Here is a 23,070-nt window from a genome sequence, read left to right on the forward strand (position 1 = left end):
CAGAGTTTAAGAACTGAGCAGACTAGCTCTGGGTTCTTTTAAGAGAGGAAATTTATATGAAGTTAACTGAAAAGTTCTCAAAAATACTTTCATTGTATGATGCATTTCTCAATGGAAAATTGTCTCCTGAAATCAGTCGACTCCACTGGTTGAATGAGCAATTGCCAATAGCAGCAGCTTCTGTTTGGTTGAAAGTGAAGACTGGTATCATACTCGAAGAAGTAGATTACACGATTGTTCATAAAATTCAGCACGAATGGTCAAAAGAAACAGAGAATGTATTTAATGAAGCAGCTGATATTTATACTTCTAACTTGGCTATTTATTATATCACGTTATCGGAAGTAAAAAATGAGTATCAATTATTTGAGTTGCAAAAAGAAATTACTGAAATTCGTGATTTTATTTTTGCTCATATGATTCGTCAAGGATCATTAATTTCATCTCTTAAAAAGAAAATACCAGCTGTTGATTTAGTCTTTAGCGTTTTGCCATTTGGTCTTTTTGCACCAGAGGATCTTGTTATGGTTTCGGGAATTCAGGAAGTAGTATCCTCGCAATCAGAAAGCCTTTCTGTATCGGAGACGGCACTTTTGGGTATTTACTACACTGAAAAATATGATTTTGGTAAAGCTGATATGTATTTAAGTATGGCAGCTACAATTTTAAATGATGATGAGTGCATTCTTTTATCACTGCTAGAGACCTATTTGCGTCAGAAAAAAGAAAGTATTTCGGCAAATGCATTCATCCATAAACCACTAGGAAATGGGAATGTATATGACACACTTCCATATGAGCGTGCACCTCATTATCCAACAGCTGGAGGGACGTGCAAATTCAATGTCCAAGTGAATAGTCAAACGGTAGAAAAAGTTTTCATGAAGCTAGATGGCATTGCAGAAAGAATTCCGTGTTTGCTTGTGGATGAGGCTTTACATATTTATCAAGCAGTCGTTGAATTACCAGAAGAATATGTTGAAGGTTCTTATTCATTTATAGCAATCGGAGAAGAAATAGAAACCTCAGTAGATTACGAGTTAACGATAAAAGAACAAGTAATTGTCCGTAAAGTTGATTTTATAGGATCAACTTCGCATGAAAATATATATCAGGCAGTAACTAATCATCAAACCATATTTTTGAATCTACAGAAAACAAAGCTGCAAATGTCATTGAATAAACCAGCGATAAAATCAAATAAGCTGAACGAGCAGTGCTTAATCATAGATTCGACAGGAGCTATTACCACTAATGATGGACAAGTGATTGTTACGTTTTTTGAAGATATGTTAGAAATTCAAGAGCTAATTGGTAAAGGAATTTTCAGCATTTCTCTAAAATTTTTTGATGACGCTGAGATTTATTATGGTTTTGGTGAACGATACAACGCGATTAATCAGTTTGGGACCATCATTGATTGTTTTGTTTATAACCAATATCGTGACCAGGGGACACGAACTTATATGCCAATGCCATATTATTTTACTGATAAGGGCTATGGTTTGTCCATTGTTACAGATTATTACACACGTTTTGATTTACAACATAGCAATAAAGGAATCGTTGAGTTGACGGTGGAGACAGAACCAACAGATTTTATTTTCGAGATTGATTTATTACATGGAAGTATGAAAGAAATGATACAGCAGTATATTCAAAGTACAGGACAGCCTAGGATGGTACCTAGCTGGGTATTTGGTCCTTGGATGTCGAGTAATAATTGGGATCGAGACAGTGTTGTTCGTGAGCAGATTAAGTTAACAAATGAGCACGGCATCCCGTCAACAGTTATCGTGCTTGAACAATGGAGTGATGAAACAACTTATTACATGTTTAATGATGCACAATATTCATTACTTGATCCGGGAAAGAGTCACTCATATGATCAGATGACCTTTCCTGAATGGGGACGGTGGCCAGACCCTAAAGGACTGATAGAGCACTGTCATGAGAATGGATTGAAATTTATTTTGTGGCAAATTCCTATCGGAAAATATTTAAATCAGCAAAAGCATCCATTAAAAGATCAAGATGAAAAGTTTATGATTGAACAAGGTTATGTTGTAAAAAATTCGGATGGAACACCATATCGAATTCCAGAAAATTGGTTTACAGATAGTCTTTTGTTAGATTTTACTAACAAAGCAGCTAAAAAGTGGTGGTTTGAAAAGAGACAGTATTTGATTGAACTGGGTGTAGATGGATTTAAAACAGACGGTGGTGAGATGGTCTATGGTGCAGATGTTCAATTTTCAGATGGTAGTAATGGACGTAAAATGCGAAATAATTATCCGAAAGAATACATTAAATCTTATTATGAATTTGCTCAGCAAAATCAAGGAATTACGTTTAGTCGAGCAGGATACACTGGTGCACAAACTTATCCAGCACATTGGGCAGGAGATGAGCGCTCAACATTTGATGCATTTAAACGCCAACTGATTGCGGGAATCAATTCTGGTTTATCTGGAGTGATTTTCTGGGGATGGGATTTAGGAGGATTCAATGGTGACATTCCAACGGCTGAATTGTTTATGAGGTCTGCTTCAATGGCAGCTTTTTGTCCCATTATGCAGTACCATGCTGAGAGTAAGGGAGAATTCAACCAAGACCGAACGCCTTGGAATATTGCTGACCGAACCAATACACCAGAAGTAATTGATGTTTATCGTTTCTTTGCGAATACTCGGATGAATCTATTGCCATATATTTATGATCAATCACAAAAAGCGGTAAATAATTGTCTGCCGTTGATGCGTGCATTGAAAATAGATTATCCTAGTGAAGCATTTGATAATTGCTACGATCAATTTATGTTTGGAGAATCCTTATTGATTGCTCCTGTGATTAGAGAAGGTGAACAAAGTAGATTTATTCAGTTTCCAGAAGGAACATGGACTGATTTTTGGACACATCAAGTAGTTGAGGGCGGACAGACAATAGAAGTTCATGCAAAGGCAGATCAAATTCCCGTTTTTATCAAACAAAATTCCATAATTTTGTTAAATCTTGGAAATTCGGGGATAATTGGTGAGCAAATTGGCAATAATATAAAAAGATATACCAGACCTAAACTAATTGTAACAGCAAAAGATGATTTTAAAGAAATAATTGAGGATCATCTTGGCAATAGCATTCATGTAACAGTAGATAAGGCTGAGAAGAGTGTAATGTATGATAGTAATCTAGAGATTGAAATAGAATTTATCGACTTGTAGGGGGACAAAGTTATGGAGAAAAAATGGTGGCATAATTCAGTAGTTTATCAAATCTATCCTCGAAGCTTTCAAGATACAGATGGTGATGGAATCGGTGATTTAAAAGGAATTATTCAACATTTAGATTATCTAGAAAATTTGGGGATTGACGCAATCTGGCTTTCTCCAGTCTATCAATCGCCCAATGATGACAATGGCTATGATATTAGTGACTATGAAGCAATCATGAAAGAATTTGGTTCGATGGAAGACATGGAGTGTCTGATATCAGAAGGAAAGAATCGCGGCATAAAAATAATCATGGATTTAGTAGTGAACCATACATCTGATGAGCATGCATGGTTTGTAGAATCAAGAAAGAATAAAGAAAATAAGTATCGTGATTATTATGTTTGGCGTGATGCAGTTAATGGCGAGGTTCCAAATGGATTACGTTCAACTTTTAGCGGAACTGCTTGGGAATTTGATGAAACGACAGGTCAGTATTTTTTACATTTGTTTAGTAAACGCCAGCCAGACCTAAACTGGGAAAATCAGAAAGTCCGACAAGAAATTTATGATATGATGAATTTTTGGATTGATAAAGGTGTAGGCGGCTTTCGGATGGATGTCATTGATTTAATCAGTAAAGTACCTGATAAAGAAATTACTGGAAATGGACCAAAAATTCATGAGTATCTTCAAGAAATGAACAGTGCGACATTTGGCGGGAAGGATCTGATGACTGTTGGTGAGACATGGGGGGCAACTCCAGAAATCGCCAAGCTATACTCGAATCCAGAACGAAAGGAACTGTCTATGATTTTTCAATTTGAACATGTTGGATTGGATCAGGAACATGGTGAGGGAAAAGATAAGTGGGATTTACGCCCGTTAAATGTTCCAGAACTAAAACAGGTATTGTCAAAATGGCAGGTGTCACTAGGAAATGATGGCTGGAATAGTCTATTTTGGAATAATCATGATTTACCAAGAATCGTATCTCGTTGGGGAAATGATACGATTTATCATGAAAAAAGTGCTAAATTATTTGCGATTTTATTGCATATGATGAAAGGAACTCCTTATATTTATCAAGGGGAAGAAATTGGAATGACTAACTATCCAATTTCAGATATTTCAGAAGCTGAGGATATAGAAACAATCAATATGTACAATGAACGACTTGCATTAGGTTTTGCCAAAGAGACACTTATTGAATCAATTAATGCCAAGGGACGTGATAATGCACGGACACCAATGCAATGGGACAATTCAACAAATGCAGGTTTTACAACAGGAACTCCTTGGTTACATGTAAATCCAAACGCAAAAGAAATCAATGTTAAAAAAAATCTAGAAAATCCGGATTCTATCTTTTACACGTATAAGAAATTGATTACGTTGAGAAAACAACATGATCTCATTGTGTGGGGAGAGTACGAGCTGTTAACAGATACACCAAATGAGATTTTTGCGTATAAACGAATATTTAATGGAGAAACTTGGCTTGTTGCTGCAAATATTAGTACAGAACCACATAGTCTATATATACCAACTTCTGTTAAGGAAACGATTATTTCAAACTATGATATATCTGAGATATCTTCTGGAACATTCCAATTAAGACCATATGAAGCTTTTGTAATTCGTATTTTATAAATAAAAAGATTTTAACCAGAGTAATATTTTTATGCTAGTTTTCTGTTAAATCGAGCGTTCAAAAACTACTTTCATTTCAGGAAAAAATAAATATACTAGTCACATGAAACGTCGAGAACCGAAGCAACGCCTTCTGTTCCCGACGTTTATTAAGATTTTAAGAGGGTGGGAGATAACTTAACTAGTTATGACCCACCTTTCTTTTGCTTTTTTTTCGAATTACTTAACCAACAGAATTCTAAACGTCACTAATACATAAAAAAAGAGGGGCTGGCATTTTTAGTGGATCATAGTTAATCAGTTTTCTGTTATTTTTTTCCTTCTTTATTTTTGATAGGATTATTTGAAGGACCAATTTCTTTATTTTTTAATGGGGACAAGATAACTAAGCTTGTCTTTCAATGAGTAATGATGTCGAAAGATTCTTTGCTAAATCAGGTTTCTTTGCGCTTTGGTCCAATCAATTTATTAATGCGCTTTCAAGTTGTGCCCAAGTGTTCTGGGGTTATCACAGGTCTTATTATATATTAGGTGTGGGGGAAGGAAGAATGATTAATTACAAAATGAGTTATCTTATGTCTGGAGATGAGACGGAATATTCGATTGATGAAGTACAAATGCGTACTGGAATGAAAAAAGAAATGCTTATGTTGGAGATAGGAAAAGTAAATGAAGTGATTTACCAGATGGCGCTTCCAGAAATTAGTATGGAGGAGAACGTTCTGCTTATCCCAAAAAACGTGAAAAAGAAATGGCTGGATATTTTATTTGAAGAAAAGGAGACGGAGATTGTCTACACAGAAACAGAAAGACAATTAATGATTTATCTTCTTGTATTTATGGAGGAAGAGGAATATTCGGTATTCCATTTTCAAGAATTCTTCTCTGTGAGTAAAAATACCATTTTAAGTGACTTACGTAAGTTAAGAGAGAAAATTTCAAAAAAACAAATAGTCTTAGATTATTCGAGAAAACGTGGGTTTGTATTGAGTGGTTTAGAAATAACAATCCGTTCAACAGCTTACCAGATGTTAGGCGAGTTGGTAGGTGCTAAAAATGGAACACGATTGGTAAATAAAGGTCTTTTTACCAAGTCGATTTGTTTATATGCAGATGTTCGAACTGATTTTTCCAAAACGATTGAAATCTTTGGTTTGTCAGTTGTTCCAAGCCGATTTGAAGAAATGGTCTACTTTATTTCGTATCTATTTTGTCGAGTAAGTGGTCATGAAATCACAATCAATCAGGAGGATAAATTATTACTGGAAAAACTTTTGTCTTATCAGGCTAGTAACTATTTTTTAGCTAATTGGACAGAAATAAAAAACAAAACGAGTGAGGCTTTTTACTTTACCATCTTGTTTATGACTGTAATCCAAGGAGAGATTCAAGATAAATCCTTAGAATTTCTGCTTGAATGTGCGGGAGACATGATTCATGAAGTGGAACGACTAGCAGCAATTGAATTTCAGAATTACCGAAAGCTTCTTTTAGATTTGTTTTATCATTTGGTCCCAGCTTATTTTCGGATTCGATTTCATTTTCCATTAGGTAATGTACTAATTGATGAGATTAAACTGCAATATAGTGAAATATTTGAGATTACGAAAGTGGCACTTTTTCCATTAAAAAAGTTAATCCAACAGACAATACCTGATGAAGAAATAGGGTACTTTACCATTTTATTTGGAGGGGAAATTAGAAGCCAAAAAGAGCGAAAAGAGGATATTCAGTTACGAGCGTTAATCTTGTGTCCAAGTGGAATTAGTTCTTCGTTAATTATGAAATCTGAGCTGCAAGAGCTTTTTCCGCAAATTGATTTTCATGAGGCACGTTCTGTAGAGTCATTTAAATCAGAAGGCTCAGAAGCGTTTGACATGATTTTTTCAAGTATACCTATCAAAACACAAAATAGGCTGTATGTAATTAAACCGATTATGACACAGCTCGAAAAGAACATGTTGTTGCGAACGGTTCAAGAGGACTTCTTATTTCCAAAAATATTAATTCCTTCAGTCAATGAGATTATTGATATTATTCTCCCTCATATTGAGTTGAAAAAAGGAGTCTCAAAAGAAAAATTGTACAAGGCGGTTCAAAGAAAAGTAAGTAAAGAGATGAAGAGAAGGGAAGACGATAGACCTATGCTATCCGAATTATTAACACGTGACATGATTCAATTATCCGATGAACCAATGAACTGGGAACAGGCAATTGAATTCGCCGCACAACCACTAAAAGAGAACGGAAAAATTGAAAGTAGCTATGTGACAGCGATGATAGACAAGGTAAAAGATTATGGTCCTTTCATTCATATTGGTAAAGGTGTTGCGTTGCCACATGCTCGCCCGGAAGATGGGGTGAATCAATTAGGGATGTCCCTGTTGAAAGTGAAGGATCCCGTCTTATTACTTGATGATGAAAAACATGCAATTCAAATTTTTATCTGTCTAGCTGCAGTTGATAACGAAGTTCATTTGAAGGCGCTAGCAAGTCTTACAAAAATTTTATCAAATAAGGAAAAGTTAGAGGCTTTATTATTAGCAAGTTCACAAGAAGAGATTTATCAAATTATAACTAAAGGAGAAGAAGAAGAATGAAAGTAGCAGCTGTTTGTGGATCAGGATTAGGATCAAGTTTTATGGTGGAGATGAACATTAACTCGGTATTAAATGAATTAGGTGTAAGTGGTGTAGATGTTGCTCATTACGATTTAGGGAGTGCTGCACCAGAAATGGCCGATGTTTTCTTTGTTGGCAGTGATTTGGCTGACAGTGCGCAGCATTTAGGTGAAGTGGTTGTTTTAGACAGTATTATTGATCTTGATGAATTGAGAGAAAAAGTCGAAGCGCTATGTAAAGAAAAGGGACTATTATAAAAAATAAACAACGGAGGACAAAAAGATGAGTGGAATCTTGGATATTTTAATTGATATTGCTAGTACACCAGCGATACTCGTTGCATTAATTGCGATTTTAGGGAATATTTTGCAGAAAAAAGATATTGCTACGATTGTTAAAGGTGGTATTAAAACGTTTGTTGGGTTTCTAGTAGTGACAGCGGGTGCAGGAGTGATTGAAAGTTCTCTAGCCCCTTTTGGAGAAATGTTCAAAGTAGCGTTTAATATGCAAGGAGTGGTTCCAAATAACGAAGCGATAGTAGCGCTTGCTTTGACAAAATATGGTACGTATACAGCTCTCATTATGCTAGCCGGTATGGCTTTTAATATTTTGATTGCACGTATTACTCGTTATAAATATATCTATTTAACGGGTCATGCCACACTGTACATGGCTTGTATGATTGCGGTTATTTTAAGTGTAACAGGCATGGGAACTGTAAGCCTTGTGTTATTTGGCGGACTTGCATTAGGTATCTGTAATACCATCTTCCCGGCAATTGCTCAACCATTTACACGACAAATTACAAAAAATGATTCAGTTGCTCTGGGACATACAGGAAATTTTGGTTATGCGTTAAGTGGACTCATTGGGAAATATGTCGGAAATAAAGAAAAATCTACTGAGGATATCAACTTTCCAAAAGGGTTATCTTTCTTACGTGATTCAACGGTAAGTATTACCATCACAATGGCTGTGGTGTATGTGATTGTTGCTTTGTTTGCAGGAAGCCAATTTATTACTGAAAATTTAAGTAATGGAACAAATTATATTATTTACTCTCTTCAACAAGCTGGCTCATTTGCTGCAGGAGTGTTTGTTATTTTAGCAGGGGTACGTTTGATTTTAGCCGAAATTGTGCCTGCTTTTAAAGGGATTTCTGAAAAGTTAGTTCCAAATTCTATTCCAGCACTAGACTGCCCAATCGTCTTTCCTTATGCGCCAAATGCTGTTTTAATTGGATTTTTGACAAGTTTCGTTGGAGGGATTGTTAGTTTAGTAATCATGGTTTTAACTGGGACAACGGTTATTATTCCAGGTGTAGTTCCTCACTTTTTCTGTGGTGCTACAGCGGGTGTATATGGAAATGCAACAGGAGGGGTTCGCGGAGCAGTGATTGGTTCTTTTATCCATGGAATCATTATCAGCTTTATGCCAATCTTGTTAATGCCAGTTATGGGAGACCTTGGTTTCCAAGGTTCGACATTCTCTGATACAGATTATGGTGTAGCGGGTATCTTCTTAGGAAACTTGGCAAACATCGGCGGACAAATTGCAGTTATTTCTGGGATTGTTGCAGTTCTTGCGGTGTTACTTGGCTTGACTATTTTTAAAAAGAATAAAACAAACGCAGTTTCTGAATAAATGATAGGGGGCATTTCTTGTGACAATCGATGACAAACAGTTGGCTGAACTGGAGCTATTGGCGACAAAGATACGATTAGATACCTTAAAAAGTATTAAGCATATGGGGCAAGGACATTTAGGAGGATCATTTTCCATTGTTGAGTTATTAGCTGTTTTATACGGAAAGCAAATGAACATTGATCCTGAAAATCCGCAATGGGAAGAACGCGATAGACTCGTTTTATCAAAAGGTCATGCAGGTGCAGGATTATATAGTGCATTAGCAAATAAAGGATATTTTAGTAAAGAATGGTTATGGACAATTAATGAGGGGGGAACAAGGCTTCCTTCTCATCCAGACAGACAAAAAACGCCTGGAGTTGACGCAACTACTGGCTCATTAGGACAAGGGACATCCATAGCAGCTGGCATGGCTACGGGATTTAAAATGGCTAACAAAAATAATTATGTGTATTTAATTGTTGGAGATGGAGAGTTAAATGAAGGTCAATGTTGGGAAGCTTTTCAATATATAGCACATTTCAAATTAAATCATTGCATTGTGATTATTGATGACAATAAAAAACAATTAGATGGACCCACAGAAGAAATTATGAATCCATTTGATTTGCAAAAAAAGATGGAAGCATTCGGATTTTATACACTGAAAGTGAAAGGATCAGACATCAGAGCAATTGATGATGCAATTGTTTTATGTAAAACAATTGAAAATCAGGCAGTTTGCATTGTGCTGGATAGTATAAAAGGGCAAGGAGTTTCTTATTTTGAAACACTTGATGCAAACCACTCGGTGAAATTTAATACAGAAGAAGTAAATCAAGCGGCTGAACAAGCGATAAGTGAGCTGCAGCAAAAAATTGAGGGGATGATAGAGGATGTATACGCTAAGTAAAACAACAACAGTAGGAAAAGAATTGCGTACCTGTGTCGTCGATACACTGAATGAGCTGATGCAGGAAAACAAGAAGATTGTCGCATTAGACGCCGATTTAGGTGCCGCCAGCGGATGGACTAATTTAGCTAAAAATAACCCAGAACAATTTATCAATATGGGAATTGCTGAGGCAAATATGGTGGGGGTTGCAGCTGGACTTAGTTTGACAGGCTATACTCCATTTATCCATACTTTTGGTCCATTTGCTACCCGGCGAGTATTTGATCAACTGTTTATATCTGGCGGATATGGCGGAAATACAATCAATATATATGGTTCTGATCCAGGATTTGCAGTTGGGACAAATGGCGGAACCCATACAACCTGGGAAGATGTTGCCTTAGTAAAAGCAATCCCTAATTCCATTGTTTGTGATGCAGCAGATGAAGTTCAGATGGAGTGGATTATTAAAGAATTCAGTCAAATGAAAGGAATTCACTATGTTCGAGGCAATCGAAAAGGGGTTCCAACAGTTTATGAAAAGGGCTCTACCTTTCAAATAGGAAAAGGCAATATTCTACGCGAAGGAAAAGATGTACTCATTATCGTCGCTGGACAACTGGTATTTGAAGCATTACTGGTTGCAGAAAAATTAAGTAAGCAGGCAATAAGCTGTGAAGTAATTGATATGTTTACAATCAAGCCAATTGATAAAGAGCTAATTATTCGCGAAGCAAAAGGGAAAAAACAAATTGTTTCAATTGAAAATCATTCTATCACAGGTGGTTTGGGAAGCTCTGTAGCTGAAGTAATCTCAGAACAAGGAATCGGTATTCCGTTGAAGAGAATTGGTGTAGATGAACGATTCGGACAGGTAGGGTCACCAGATTTTTTACAGGAAGAATTTGGGCTGACGGAAAGGGCGATTGAACAAGAAATAACGAAATTGCTGTCTAAAGTAACTGGATGAATCTATTCTTTTAGACAGGAAACATAAAAAGAGGTAGGGACAAATATCTATGAGAGCTATAGCCCTCATAGATATTTGTCCCATTCTTTTTGTTGATATATCGACTTCAGTTACGAGATGAGCTAGCTATAATACACCCGAAGCTTTATGTCTTGATCATAGTCACCAAAGCCACGACCAAAGATAGTTAGTCCACCGACATTCACCGATTCTTCTTTAACCTCAAATCGAATTGTCCAATTTTTTGAATTATCTTGGAATTCTTTCACTGTCACATCTGACAATTTTTCTCCATTCATAAAGGTTCCCTCATGAGTGATTTGTAATGTTTTTAATAGACCGTACTGATTCATATCATTGGGCCACCATTCAGGATTTATTTTTCCGCGACGATCAGAATAATCCCCCAAGCTTGTCCAAGTACCTAATAGAATATCGTTTAAGGAGAACGTGATATCAGAAGGCCAATTATCCTTGGCAAAAGGATACTCTGAAGAAATCTCCATACTAAGTTCAATTTTTTGCAGAGATTCATCAGGGTTTAAATAATTGGTCGCCTTGTATTCTAAAAATCCTTTTGTAAACCAAACAATTTGTGCAGAAATCCGACTAGAATCCATAAAAAACTTTGGCATGTCTAATTGACCAATAAATTTGTTAGCAGATGCCATGCCACAGGAAGGAGCGATGTCATAATCAGTAAATTGCCCCAAAGGAATGTCAGCATCATAGTAATCGAAGGCTTCTTCAATTTTTTCGGGAAATTGAACGGTTAGATTCTCCACTTTTAAACTAGAAACTTTTTGTATTCCAGATTTTCCAGGAATTTTTCGAGTAGTGATTAAATCAGCCGCTTCTAGTTTATTTACATGCATCGTAACAATAGAGTTGCTGAGGCCTAGTGCTTTAGCAAGTTCTTTTATATTCATTCTTCTTTTAGCCAATAGTTGAATAATCTGTATTCTTACAGGACTATCTAATGCACTGAATACAGGTAAAGAGCTTTCGGAAAGTTCAATTTTCATAATTTTTCATCCTTTTTAGTAAGTATATATTAAAAATGAACGATTTTTAGAAATCACTAATTAACAATCTGTAACAAGTCACTCTAGTTCCATAGTAAGTGAAATGTAGGAAAAAATAAATGGATTTCTATGAATAGTTTTTAGTTCAAATTTTTCTATCTATTAACATGATAAACATAAATGTGAATTAAATCAATGGTTACGCCCGAATGTTTTCGGGAAATAAGAAAGTCTTTAAATTTCTAAAAATGTTTATTTCTTTGTTGACAACGGTTTCAAAAAATGCAAATATATAAATGTAATTACGTAAATGTTTATTTAGTTAATGTTTTTAAGAATCAAAGGAGGAGCAGTTGTGAAAGCAAAATTGAAAGTTAGCGAAGGGTTTGAACTAGCAAAAATTGATAATCGCATTTATTCATCATTTGTTGAGCACATGGGGAGATGTGTTTATGGAGGAATTTATGAGCCGGGCAATCCATTATCAAATGAATCAGGGTATAGAGAAGATGTAATTGAAGCGATTAATGAATTGTCTGTGCCCATGATTCGTTATCCAGGAGGGAATTTTGTTTCCGGATATAAGTGGGAGGACGGCGTTGGGCCAAAAGAAGACAGACCTAGACGAGTCGACCTTCACTGGAGAACAGTTGAATCGAATCAGTTTGGAACAGATGAATTTATGGACTGGATAAAAGAAGTAGATGCAGAAACAATGATGGCGGTTAACCTTGGAACAAGAGGGATCCAAGAAGCTTGCGATTTATTGGAGTATTGTAATTTGGATTCAAATTCTTACTGGGCTCAAAAACGTAGAGAGTATGGAAATGATTCGGCTTATAAAATTAAAACATGGTGTTTAGGAAATGAAATGGATGGACCATGGCAAACAGGCCATAAGACAGCCTATGAATATGCACGTTTAGCGAATGAAACGGCGAATGCGATGCGCTTATTAGACCCGTCGATTGAGTTAGTAGCATGTGGTAGTTCAAATGAATCGATGCCTACGTTTGGTGAATGGGAAGAGACAGTACTTAAAGAATGCTATGACAATGTAGATTATATTTCTATGCATCAATATTTCGATGCGCCGAAGAAAGGAACTTTGCATCACTTAGCTAAATCTGTTCGTATGGATAAGTTTATTGACTCTGTTGTGGCTATTTGTGACTCAATTAAAGCAATGAAACGTTCAGATAAAACAATGATGATTTCATTTGATGAATGGAATGCATGGTACCATTCCAACGAACATGATGCGGCGGTGACTCCGTGGCAAGAAGCACCAGATATTTTGGAAGATCAGTATACATTTGAAGATGGACTATTAGTTGGCTTGGCACTTATCACGCTTTTAAAACATGCAGATCGTGTGAAAATTGCATGTATGGCTCAATTAGTGAATGTGATTGCCCCAATCTTTACCAATGAAACAGGATTATTTAAACAAACAATTTTCTATCCATATGCTCATGCCTCAAATTATGGTAGAGGAACAGTTTTGCAGTCAATTATTGAAAGTCCAGAATATGAGGTAGAAGAATTTGGGAAAGTACCTTATTTGGAAAGTGTAGTGATTGACAATGATGATGAACATCTAACTATTTTTGCAGTCAACCGTAGTCTAGATCAATCGTTGGAATTATCGTTGGATTTTGTCGGCTATGAAGCCTATCAGTTGGATGCTCATATTGAATATAGTTCTACAGATCCATTAGTGAAAAATTCATTCACTTCCTCTATTGAACCTATAGAAGTAGAAGTGAACCCAGAAGCTAAACAACTGGATATTAAACCACTTTCTTGGAATGTCATTCGATTAAAAAAATAGGAGGAAGAAAAGATGAAAAAAATGAAAAAACTGGTAAAAGCTGTTGTAGTTTTTGGTGCGTTACTTGGCTTAGCTGCTTGTGGTAAGGGAGAAGAAACGAAGTCAACAAGTTCAGACGAAGAGCTAACTGTATGGTGCTGGGATGCTAATTATAATGTCAGCATGGTAAACAAAGCAGTCGAAAGATATAACAAAAATGAAGGAAAAAATCTTAAGGTCAACATACAAGATATTTCTAGTGAAGATGTTAACCAAAAAATGCAAACGATTTTATCCTCTGGCTCAACAAAAGGACTGCCAGACATTGTTTTATTACAAGATGCGGATGGTCAAAAGTTTTTATCAACCTATGACGGTGCATTTGCAGATATGTCGGACTCGGTAAAATTGGATGACTATTATGACTTCAAAAAAACAGCCGTTAGTTACGAGGGAAAAACATATGGTTTACCGTTTGACACAGGGGTTACTGGTTTATTTTATAGAACCGATTTATTTGAAGAAGCTGGTTATACAGAAGAGGATTTGACAGACATCACTTGGGATCAATTTATAAAAATTGGTGAGGATGTTTCAAAGAAAACAGGCGTAAATTATTATGCAGATCAATTTTACACAGAAACACGTATTGAACAAATCATTTTACAATCAGCAAACAGTTGGTTTAATGATGAATCAGGCAAACCATCGATTAAGGGGAATGAAACGTTAGCTTCTACTTTAGAGGTAGCCAAAAAATTAAAATCATCATCCAATGTAACGAATGTTAATGGTTGGGATAGTTATTTAAAAGTGACGAATAATACAGAAACAGCTTCTATTATAAACGGTTGTTGGTTTGTTGATTCTATTAAACAAGCAGAAGATCAATCCGGTAACTGGGGTCTAGCAACAATCCCTCGTCTAGATGCTGATGGTGCAACGAATTATTCAAATACTGGCGGAGCAAGCTGGTTTGTTTTGGATGGTTCAAATAAAAAAGAGGAAGCCATTGAGTTCTTAGTATCTACGTTTGGAGAAGATACAGAGTTTCAACAACAAATTTTAACTGAAAATGGCTGTGTATCTTCTGCAAAAGCTGCTGCCAAAGGTGAAGCTTATCAACAAGAAGTTGCCTTTTTTGGAAATGAAAAAATCTATGTGAAATTAACAGACTGGTTAAATAAAGTTCCAGCTGTCTACGAGACAAAAGAGACACCTACGATTAAAGATACGTTGAAAGAAAATTTACAAACCATTTTAGATGGATCGGTCCCTATTGAAAAAGGACTAAGTGAGATTCAATCATCTGTAGAAAGTAAAATTCAATAATAAATGGCTATGTCTAGGTTTATTTCATAGAATGAGCATGTTCTAGACTTAATGAAACGAAGCGGCTAAACATGTGGTATAGGAGTATCTGAAAGCAGAGGCGCTAACTTGCTTCAAAGAAACATCCCCGTGCTTAGCCGTTTTAATAGGGGGACTATCATGAAAAAAGTACTTAGTAATAAAAAAGATTTTTATGGATGGTTTTTTATTTCTTTTGCCGTAGTTTTAGCAGCAATTTTTATCGTTTATCCAGTAATTAGCTCTTTTTTGATGAGTTTTCAGTCAATAAAAGGATTTAAAACAGAGTTTGTGGGCATCGGTAACTATCTTCGATTGTTCAGTGATAAAACATTTCAAATCTCAATGATGAACAGTATTTTCTTTTTAATTGTACAAGTACCGATTATGCTGTTGTTAGCATTATTACTGGCTTCGTTATTAAATTCTAAAATGTTTCGGTTTAAATCATTTTTCCGAACAGCTGCATTTATCCCGTGTGTCACGTCACTAGTTGCTTCTTCAACATTATTTAAAATGATTTTTGCGAATGATGGATTAATCAATAATCTCTTGTTAAAATTTGGACTCGTTTCAGGTCAAATTCCTTGGCTGTCAGATGGTCTACTTGCAAAAATTGTTATAATACTTGTGCTGTTGTGGCGATGGACAGGCTACAATATGATTTTCTATCTGGCTGCAATGCAAAATATTCCAACTGAAATCTATGAGGCAGCAGAGATGGATGGAGCGAGTAAAATAAAACAATTTTTTCATATTACTATTCCGAATTTGAAGCCGATTATTTTAGTGACAGCAATTAGTTCTACGATTGGCACACTACAATTATTTGATGAGCCGATGAACTTGACAAAAGGTGGACCAGGAACTGCAACAACAACTATTTCACAATATATTTACAACACGTCATTTGTGTATTCACCAAACTTTGGCTATGCTGCAACGCTTTCCTATGCCATCGTATTTATTGTGGTTATTTTGTCGATTATTCAATTTAGAGCAGGAGGGAAAGAGTAAATGAAAACAAAACAAAATTTAATGAAAGTCTTTGGCTATGCATTTTTAATTATTTGGACAATCATTTCTTTATTTCCCTTTTATTGGCTTATTGTGGGGTCAACGAATAAAAGTGTCGAAGTTTCTAAAGGAACATTGGCAATTGGCGGTCATTTAAAAGAGAATCTGTCGAATTTAGTCCAACAATATGATATTTGGCATGTTTTTTCTAATACGATTATGATTACAGTCATCTTTAGTATTTTGTGTTTACTGGTTTGTTCGCTAGCCGCGTACGGATTCTCAAAGTTTTCTAGTAAAGGGAAGCGAGTGATTTTCGCTCTTTTTCTTCTGACAATGATGATTCCTTTTGCAGCTCAAATGATTCCTCTCTATCGTTTGATGTCTAAACTGAGTTTAAATGATTCCTGTGCGGCTATTATTTTACAAGGACTAGTATCAGTATTTCTTATTTTCTTTCTATCACAAAGCTTTACTAGCTTTCCAGATGAAATCATTGAAGCCGCAAGAATTGATGGTGCTTCAGAGCCTTCGATTTTCTTTCGAATAGTGTTGCCTGCAATGAAATCTACAATGGCTGCAGGTGTTATCTACGCATTCATGAATCAATGGAACAACTATATGTGGCCACTAATCATTTTACAAACAAATGAAAAGAAAACATTAACACTGATGATTTCTTCCATGGCAAATGGTTACTATATAGATTATGGGGCATTAACGCTAGCGATACTGATTGCCACTTTACCTATGATTGTGATTTTTTTGACTTTACAAAAACAATTTGTTCAAGGCATGACTGGCTCTTATCGATAAAAATAAATCCATTTCAGAGGCTAGGGGAAAAGACCTAGTCTCTGTACGTTTAGAAATAGATTGTAACAAAACAAGGAGAGTGTAAAAAATGTTTAAGAATCATCAAATTTTACATGAAAATAGAGAGAAGCCTCATAGCCATTTTCATTCATATGAATCAAAAGAAGAGGCAGTATCGTTTGAAAGAAAAAAATCAATGGGTTTTCAACTATTAAATGGCGAGTGGTCATTTAGCCTAACGGAGCTTCTTGAACGGGTTCCAGAAGGATTTTTTGGTGAAGAGACATTATCTGATAAATGGTCAGAAATACAAGTTCCAGGACATTGGCAACTGCAGGGCTATGGCAATCCACACTACACAAATGTCGCTTATCCTTTTCCTGTAGAACCCCCTTATATCCCTACAAAAAATCCGACAGGTTACTATAAACGAGAAGTGTTTTTTTCGAAAACTTCGTCAGAAAGAAAAACGATAATTTGCTTTGAAGGGGTAGATAACGCGTTCAAACTATGGGTGAATGACCAATATATTGGGTATAGTACCGGAAGTAGGACTCCTGCTGAATTTGATTTAACGAATGTTTTAGTGGAAGGAAAAAATAGTATCCAAGTACAGGTCTGTCAATGGTCAGCGATGAGTTATCTGGAAGATCAGGACATGTGGTGGCTGAGTGGGATTTTTCGAGATGTGTATTTGTATGAGCGTCAAAAAGAGGGGATTTATGATCTCTTTATTCGACCGGAATTAGATGATTCGTACACAGTAGGACACTTAGCTATTGATTATTGTTTTAAAGAAAGAAAGGATGAGAAAGAGTATACCATTAAGGTTGAAGTGACGGATCCTACCAATTCTTCAGTGATGCTAGATGAAACCATGAGTGCGACAGGTAAAGAGGTTTCTCATCATTTTAAGATTGATAATCCAAAGCATTGGACAGCAGAAACACCGCATCTCTATCAATTAATTATTGAAGTATATAAAGAAAAAAGACTTATTCAAGTGATTCCACAAAAGATTGGTTTTCGGACGGTGGAGGTAAAAGACGGACTCATCCAAGTGAATGGCCAGCCTATTTTGTTTAAAGGGGTCAATCGTCATGATTGGCATCCGACACTTGGACGAGCAGTTCCACTTTCCTACCTTGAAAAAGATATTCAATTAATGAAAGAGTTTAATATCAATGCAGTTCGTACAGCACATTATCCAAATGATCCGCGTTTTTATGATTTGTGTGATTTTTATGGTCTATACGTGATTGATGAAGCAGATATTGAGACGCATGGAATGGATATCGTTAACAGAAGAAATGAATTAAGTGATCACATTGATTGGCAGCCAGCGTATTTGGATCGAGTGAAACGAATGGTTATCAGAGATCAAAATCATCCCTCTATTTTAATTTGGTCATTAGGAAACGAATCAGGTTTTGGGCAGAATCATCAAGCGGCAACAGACTGGATTCGAAGCTATGATCAAACAAGATTGATTCACTATGAGGGAGAGTCTAGACATATTTTTGAAAATGAGCTTGAACAAAAAAATCATGCGACTGACCTGTTTTCAACAATGTATACCTCTGTTGAAAAGATGCAAATAGAAGGAAAAAAAAGAGCACTTGAGCAACCACATATTTTATGTGAGTATGCGCATGCAATGGGGAATGGACCAGGCGGACTGAAAGAATATATGGATTTATTTTATAAATACCCTAGGCTTCAAGGAGGCTTTGTTTGGGAATGGATAGATCATGGTATTCAGCAAACAACGCCATCAGGTGAAGTGTATTATGCATATGGAGGAGATTTTGGAGATAAGCCAAATGATAGTAACTTTATTATTGATGGCTTAATTTTCCCTGATAGAACGCCTTCTCCTGCACTTTATGAGTATAAAAAAGTAATTGAACCAGTAACGATTGAGTTTTCTGCAGATAACAGACAAGTTCATCTAATCAATCGTTTTGACTTTAGAAATTTAAATACATTATCCGCACAATTTGTTTGGAAGATGAATGGACAGATTCTTGATGTAGTAGCTGTGGAAAATATAGACATAGAGCCTAGGGAAGCTGCCACAATTTTGGTTCCTAAACCCACAGCTGATGTTACTCATTATGAAGGAGAAGTGGTGCTATCTCTTATTTTTAAAGAACCAAAAGGGCGGTTTATTTACTCTGATAAGGTTGCTTGGAAACAAGCGATAGTAAAGTCAGCTTTGCCTAAACTAATAGAGAAAAAAGCATTTAGTTCTATGGTAGAGGATGAAAAATTGACAATCTCAAGTAATGATGTTCAGTTATGCTTTGATTTGAAGACAGGTCATATGTTGGAATGGACTTATAGAGGAAAGCCGTTAGTGACAGGACAGCCCAAGATTAATTTTTGGCGAGCGGTAACAGACAATGACCGATTAGGACAAGACGAATTCTATACAGCACCTATGACCGATGAATGGTATGAATATGGGATTCATCAATTAGCAGAGCGAGTCGAGTCTGTCCAAGTCGATGAACAAGAAGAGGCGATGTTAATTGTAATAAACAGCACTCAAGCCGCTGTTTCCAGAGATTGGGGAATTAGACTTGAGAAGACGTATCGTATTTTTGGAAAAGGTGCGGTAGAGATTTCAGTAAAAGGGATTCCTTTTGGAAATAAACCGAAAACACTGCCAAAAATTGGGTTACAGCTGTATTTAGCAAAAGAGCTCCAAACGGTTAACTGGTATGGTTTTGGACCAAACGAAACCTATGCAGACAGTTGTCAAAGTGGTTATCTAGATAGCTGGGAAAAGTCAGTAAACGAGATGTTCACTCCGTATGTTCGTCCGCAAGAAAATGGGAATCGAATGGAGACAAGAAATGTCACTATTCGTAACGAAGCTGGAGTGGGGGTCACTATCTCTGGTACGCCATTTCAGTTTAGTGTTCGAAATTATTCAACAGAACAGTTAGACGAAGCAGAACACACTTATGAGTTGACTGAGCTAGATGCTGTCGAGTTAAACTTAGACTACCGGCAATATGGTCTGGGGTCAGCAAGCTGTGGTCCTGAAGTGGCCGAAGCGTACAAGCTTTATAATGAACCATTTAATTTTTCATTTGTGCTAGACTACGCGGATTAGGTAATAAATACGTAGAAAAGATGATAAAAAGCCAGTCGATTTGTGTGAATGGAACACAAATCGACTAGCTTTTTGGTTTTTATTCGTGAAGAGACACAATCTCTTCTTTTATCAGCTTCAACTTTTTAATGTTCAAAAAGTTTTGTGCAGAGTTAGCGAATGCACCGTAGAGGGTGGCGCTTTTTTCTAAGAATGTATTTCGGATAAGGACATCTTTTGAAAATCGGTTCTTTATATGGGCATTGATAAATGGAATCATCTCAGGAATCTTCCTATACAGAGAGCTGTTAATCACCACAATTTCAGGATCATACATCATGATAATATTGTTGATGCCTATACTTAGAAGCTCTGCATTTTTTTCTAAAAGGGCAATCGCACGGTCATTTTTCTCTTGGAAGGCTTGTTGAAGCGTATCTGAATTTACGTAATCTAAGCCTTCTTGTTTTGCATATTCTTGATAGGTTGCTTTGTTTGAGGCGTACTGTTCCAGACATCCTAAATTTCCACAAGGACATTCTTTTCCATGCGGATAAAGAATAGAGTGACCGATTTCTCCGGCACGTCCTCGATAACCCACTTGAAGATCCCCGTTTTCGACAATCCCTGCACCAATTCCGCTATGAATACTAATAGAGACCAGATTTTGATAATGAGAAGAAAATGTATACTCACCCAAGGCTGCTAGGTTTGCTTCGTTTTCTAAAAAGACGGGGAAATCACAGATTGCTTGCAGCTCTTCCCAAAGGTTTCCTTTATCCAGATTATAATAAGGCGTAAAATGTATGACGTTATTGTGTACCTGTCCATGGATTGCGGCTGTCAAACCAATGATTCCATGAGGGGTTTTTGGTTGAATCGACAAAAAATGATCAATTATTTCCTTCATTTGTCCTACTACATTTTCTGCGGAAACATCGATTCGGCGTTTTCGGATACTGTCAATGATAGTACCGTCTATATAGGCAAGCATTGCTTCAATATAGTTATAGCCAAGGTCAAAGGCAATGACTAAAGCTGACTGGCGATTAAAGGTAAGCATAATTGGTTTTCGCCCACCGACATTTGACGCATCGCCAATCCGTGTTTCGCTGATAAATTCATCCTCAATCAGCTTCTTTGTAATCGCAGAGACAGAGGCTTTATTTAGTCCAGTCAGAGTTGAAAGCTCTGCTCGAGAAACTTCATTTTTATCAATAATGACCGTTAAAATTTTTGCTTCATTTTGTTCTCTAATTGTATATTTACTAGATATCATAGGTAAACTCCTAACTTCATATTCACTAATTTAATAATAAAGTGTCTGTAAGCGCTTGACAACTAAATTCGTATGATTTATAGTATCTTTGTAAGTTAGTTTATCGTACTAACAAACTTAAATCAAGTGATTTATTATTAGGAGGAAGAAAAATGAGCTATTTTCCAAATGTAGAAAAAATTCAATATGAAGGACCAACAACTGAAAACATGTTTGCTTTTCGCCATTACAACCCTGAAGAGCTAGTGATGGGAAAAAAGATGAAGGATCATTTGCGTTTTGCAATTGCTTATTGGCACACAATGACACAAGATGGTTCCGACCCATTCGGTAATCCAGTAAACCAAAGAACATGGTTTGCAGATACACCTATGCAAACAGCAAAGAACCGTGTAGAAGCTTTCTTTGAAATCTGTGAAAAATTAGGCGCTGAATATTTCTGTTTCCATGATATTGACATTGCTCCTGAAGGTGAAACTCTGGAAGAATTCTTTGCAAACATCGATGAAATTACTGATTTAATTAAAGAAAAAATGGATCAAACCGGTATTAAATTATTATGGAATACAGCCAATATGTTTTCAAATCCTCGCTATATTAATGGGGCGGCATCAACAAATAATGCAGATGTCTATGCATACGCTGCTGCACAAGTAAAAAAAGGATTAGATATTTCCAAAAAATTAGGTGGAGAAAACTATGTATTTTGGGGTGGTCGTGAAGGTTACGAAACTTTACTAAATACAGATATGAAATTTGAGCAGGATAATATTGCCCGTCTATTCAAGATGGCTATTGCTTACGGTGAAAAAATTGGTCACAAACCTCAATTCTTATTAGAACCAAAACCAAAGGAACCTTCAAAACATCAATACGATTTTGATGCAGCAACAACAATGGCCTTTATCCAGCATTATGGATTAGAAGGTGATTTCAAACTGAACTTAGAAGCAAACCACGCCACTTTAGCTGGACATACTTTTGAACATGAAATTGCTGTTGCACGAAGCTACAATGCATTGGGTTCATTAGATGCTAACCAAGGCGATGTTTTACTTGGATGGGATACAGACGAGTTTCCAACAAGTATTTTTGATACAACCTTAGCATTGTATGAGGTATTAGAAAACGGTGGGATTGCTCCTGGTGGAATTAACTTTGACTCAAAAGTTCGTCGTTCTTCATTTGAAATGGAAGATTTATTACTTGCGCATATTGCAGGGATGGATACGTATGCACGTGGTCTAAAAGCTGCTGCGAAATTAAAAGAGGATCGTTTCTTTGATGAATTAAAAGAAGAACGGTATGCATCATTTAAAGAAGGAATTGGGGCAAAAATCATCAAGGATGAAGAAGACTTAGAGTCACTGACAGAGTATGCGTTAGGTCACGATCATATTGAATTAAAATCAAGCCATATTGAATACGTGAAGAGTCGTCTAAACGATTATTTAGTTTAATCTGTTACATTTACAGGGGCTAGAAAAATTTTACTTTTCAATTACGATAGGTTTTACCTATTCAGTAATAAATAAAGGCTGCAAAAAAGGGCACTTCAAAAAATCAAGCTGGAATATCCGAAAGCGCCTTGCTTTTTTGAGATATTCCAGCTTATTTTAAATGAATATTTTTTTGAAGGAGTTAAGTTTACAAATAAGTATCTTTGATTAGAACCATGACTTATTTTAGGAGG

15 protein-coding genes are annotated in these 23,070 nt (G+C 36.2%); 13 read left to right on the forward strand and 2 right to left on the reverse strand.

Annotated elements, in window-relative coordinates; translation table 11 throughout:
• Positions 1-56: 56 nt before the first annotated feature.
• The 7 genes from I589_RS12600 (at position 57) to I589_RS12630 (ending at position 10,974) form a co-directional block, all read left to right on the forward strand.
• Positions 57-3,221 carry a glycoside hydrolase family 31 protein gene (locus I589_RS12600; RefSeq protein WP_010768152.1) on the forward strand — a complete coding sequence of 1,055 codons (3,165 nt, stop codon included), beginning with the start codon at positions 57-59 and terminating at the stop codon, positions 3,219-3,221.
• A 12-nt stretch (positions 3,222-3,233) separates the two neighbouring features.
• Positions 3,234-4,862 carry a glycoside hydrolase family 13 protein gene (locus I589_RS12605; protein ID WP_010768153.1) on the forward strand — a complete coding sequence of 543 codons (1,629 nt, stop codon included), beginning with the start codon at positions 3,234-3,236 and terminating at the stop codon, positions 4,860-4,862.
• Between the two features lie 548 nt (positions 4,863-5,410).
• Positions 5,411-7,462: a BglG family transcription antiterminator gene (locus I589_RS12610; protein ID WP_010768154.1), complete on the forward strand. Its 2,052-nt coding sequence runs from the start codon at positions 5,411-5,413 to the stop codon at positions 7,460-7,462.
• Entirely contained in the window at positions 7,459-7,740 is a 282-nt protein-coding gene (locus I589_RS12615) for a PTS sugar transporter subunit IIB (protein WP_010768155.1), read from the forward strand. The genes I589_RS12610 and I589_RS12615 overlap by 4 nt, the downstream gene beginning before the upstream one ends.
• A 25-nt stretch (positions 7,741-7,765) precedes the next feature.
• The gene (gene ulaA, locus I589_RS12620; protein ID WP_010768156.1) at positions 7,766-9,127 is read left to right on the forward strand and encodes a PTS ascorbate transporter subunit IIC; all 1,362 of its coding nucleotides are present in this window, start codon (positions 7,766-7,768) and stop codon (positions 9,125-9,127) included.
• 19 nt (positions 9,128-9,146) lie between these two features.
• A complete protein-coding gene (locus tag I589_RS12625; RefSeq protein WP_010768157.1) occupies positions 9,147-10,022 on the forward strand; it encodes a transketolase in 876 nt (291 codons plus the stop codon).
• Complete coding sequence (locus I589_RS12630) at positions 10,006-10,974, forward strand: transketolase family protein (protein ID WP_010768158.1); 969 nt, start codon at positions 10,006-10,008, stop codon at positions 10,972-10,974. The genes I589_RS12625 and I589_RS12630 overlap by 17 nt, the downstream gene beginning before the upstream one ends.
• Before the next feature lie 122 nt (positions 10,975-11,096).
• Here I589_RS12630 and I589_RS12635 read toward each other — a convergent pair whose 3' ends face one another.
• Positions 11,097-11,999 carry an ArsR/SmtB family transcription factor gene (locus tag I589_RS12635; RefSeq protein ID WP_010768159.1) on the reverse strand — a complete coding sequence of 301 codons (903 nt, stop codon included), beginning with the start codon at positions 11,997-11,999 and terminating at the stop codon, positions 11,097-11,099.
• A gap of 355 nt (positions 12,000-12,354) precedes the next feature.
• On the opposite strand from I589_RS12635, the gene arfA reads away from it, so the two are divergent.
• From arfA to I589_RS12660, 5 genes are all read left to right on the forward strand, one after another.
• Positions 12,355-13,833, forward strand: a complete 1,479-nt coding sequence (gene arfA, locus I589_RS12640; protein ID WP_010768160.1) for an arabinosylfuranosidase ArfA — start codon at positions 12,355-12,357, stop codon at positions 13,831-13,833.
• A 12-nt stretch (positions 13,834-13,845) separates the two neighbouring features.
• The gene (locus I589_RS12645) at positions 13,846-15,144 is read left to right on the forward strand and encodes an ABC transporter substrate-binding protein (protein ID WP_010768161.1); all 1,299 of its coding nucleotides are present in this window, start codon (positions 13,846-13,848) and stop codon (positions 15,142-15,144) included.
• A gap of 159 nt (positions 15,145-15,303) precedes the next feature.
• Entirely contained in the window at positions 15,304-16,179 is an 876-nt protein-coding gene (locus tag I589_RS12650; protein WP_010768162.1) for a carbohydrate ABC transporter permease, read from the forward strand.
• Positions 16,180-16,995: a carbohydrate ABC transporter permease gene (locus I589_RS12655; protein WP_010768163.1), complete on the forward strand. Its 816-nt coding sequence runs from the start codon at positions 16,180-16,182 to the stop codon at positions 16,993-16,995.
• An 88-nt stretch (positions 16,996-17,083) separates the two neighbouring features.
• Positions 17,084-20,119, forward strand: coding sequence for a glycoside hydrolase family 2 (locus I589_RS12660; protein WP_010768164.1), 3,036 nt, complete (start codon positions 17,084-17,086; stop codon positions 20,117-20,119).
• Positions 20,120-20,198: 79 nt separating this feature from the next.
• Here I589_RS12660 and I589_RS12665 read toward each other — a convergent pair whose 3' ends face one another.
• On the reverse strand, positions 20,199-21,377 hold the full coding sequence (locus tag I589_RS12665) for an ROK family transcriptional regulator (protein ID WP_010768165.1): 1,179 nt from the start codon (positions 21,375-21,377) through the stop codon (positions 20,199-20,201).
• Positions 21,378-21,529: 152 nt separating this feature from the next.
• Here I589_RS12665 and xylA point away from each other — a divergent pair, with 152 nt between their 5' ends.
• The gene (gene xylA, locus I589_RS12670; RefSeq protein WP_010768166.1) at positions 21,530-22,837 is read left to right on the forward strand and encodes a xylose isomerase; all 1,308 of its coding nucleotides are present in this window, start codon (positions 21,530-21,532) and stop codon (positions 22,835-22,837) included.
• Positions 22,838-23,070: the final 233 nt, after the last annotated feature.

Source organism: Enterococcus phoeniculicola ATCC BAA-412, from assembly GCF_000407505.1.
GTDB classification, from domain to species: Bacteria; Bacillota; Bacilli; order Lactobacillales; family Enterococcaceae; genus Enterococcus_K; species Enterococcus_K phoeniculicola.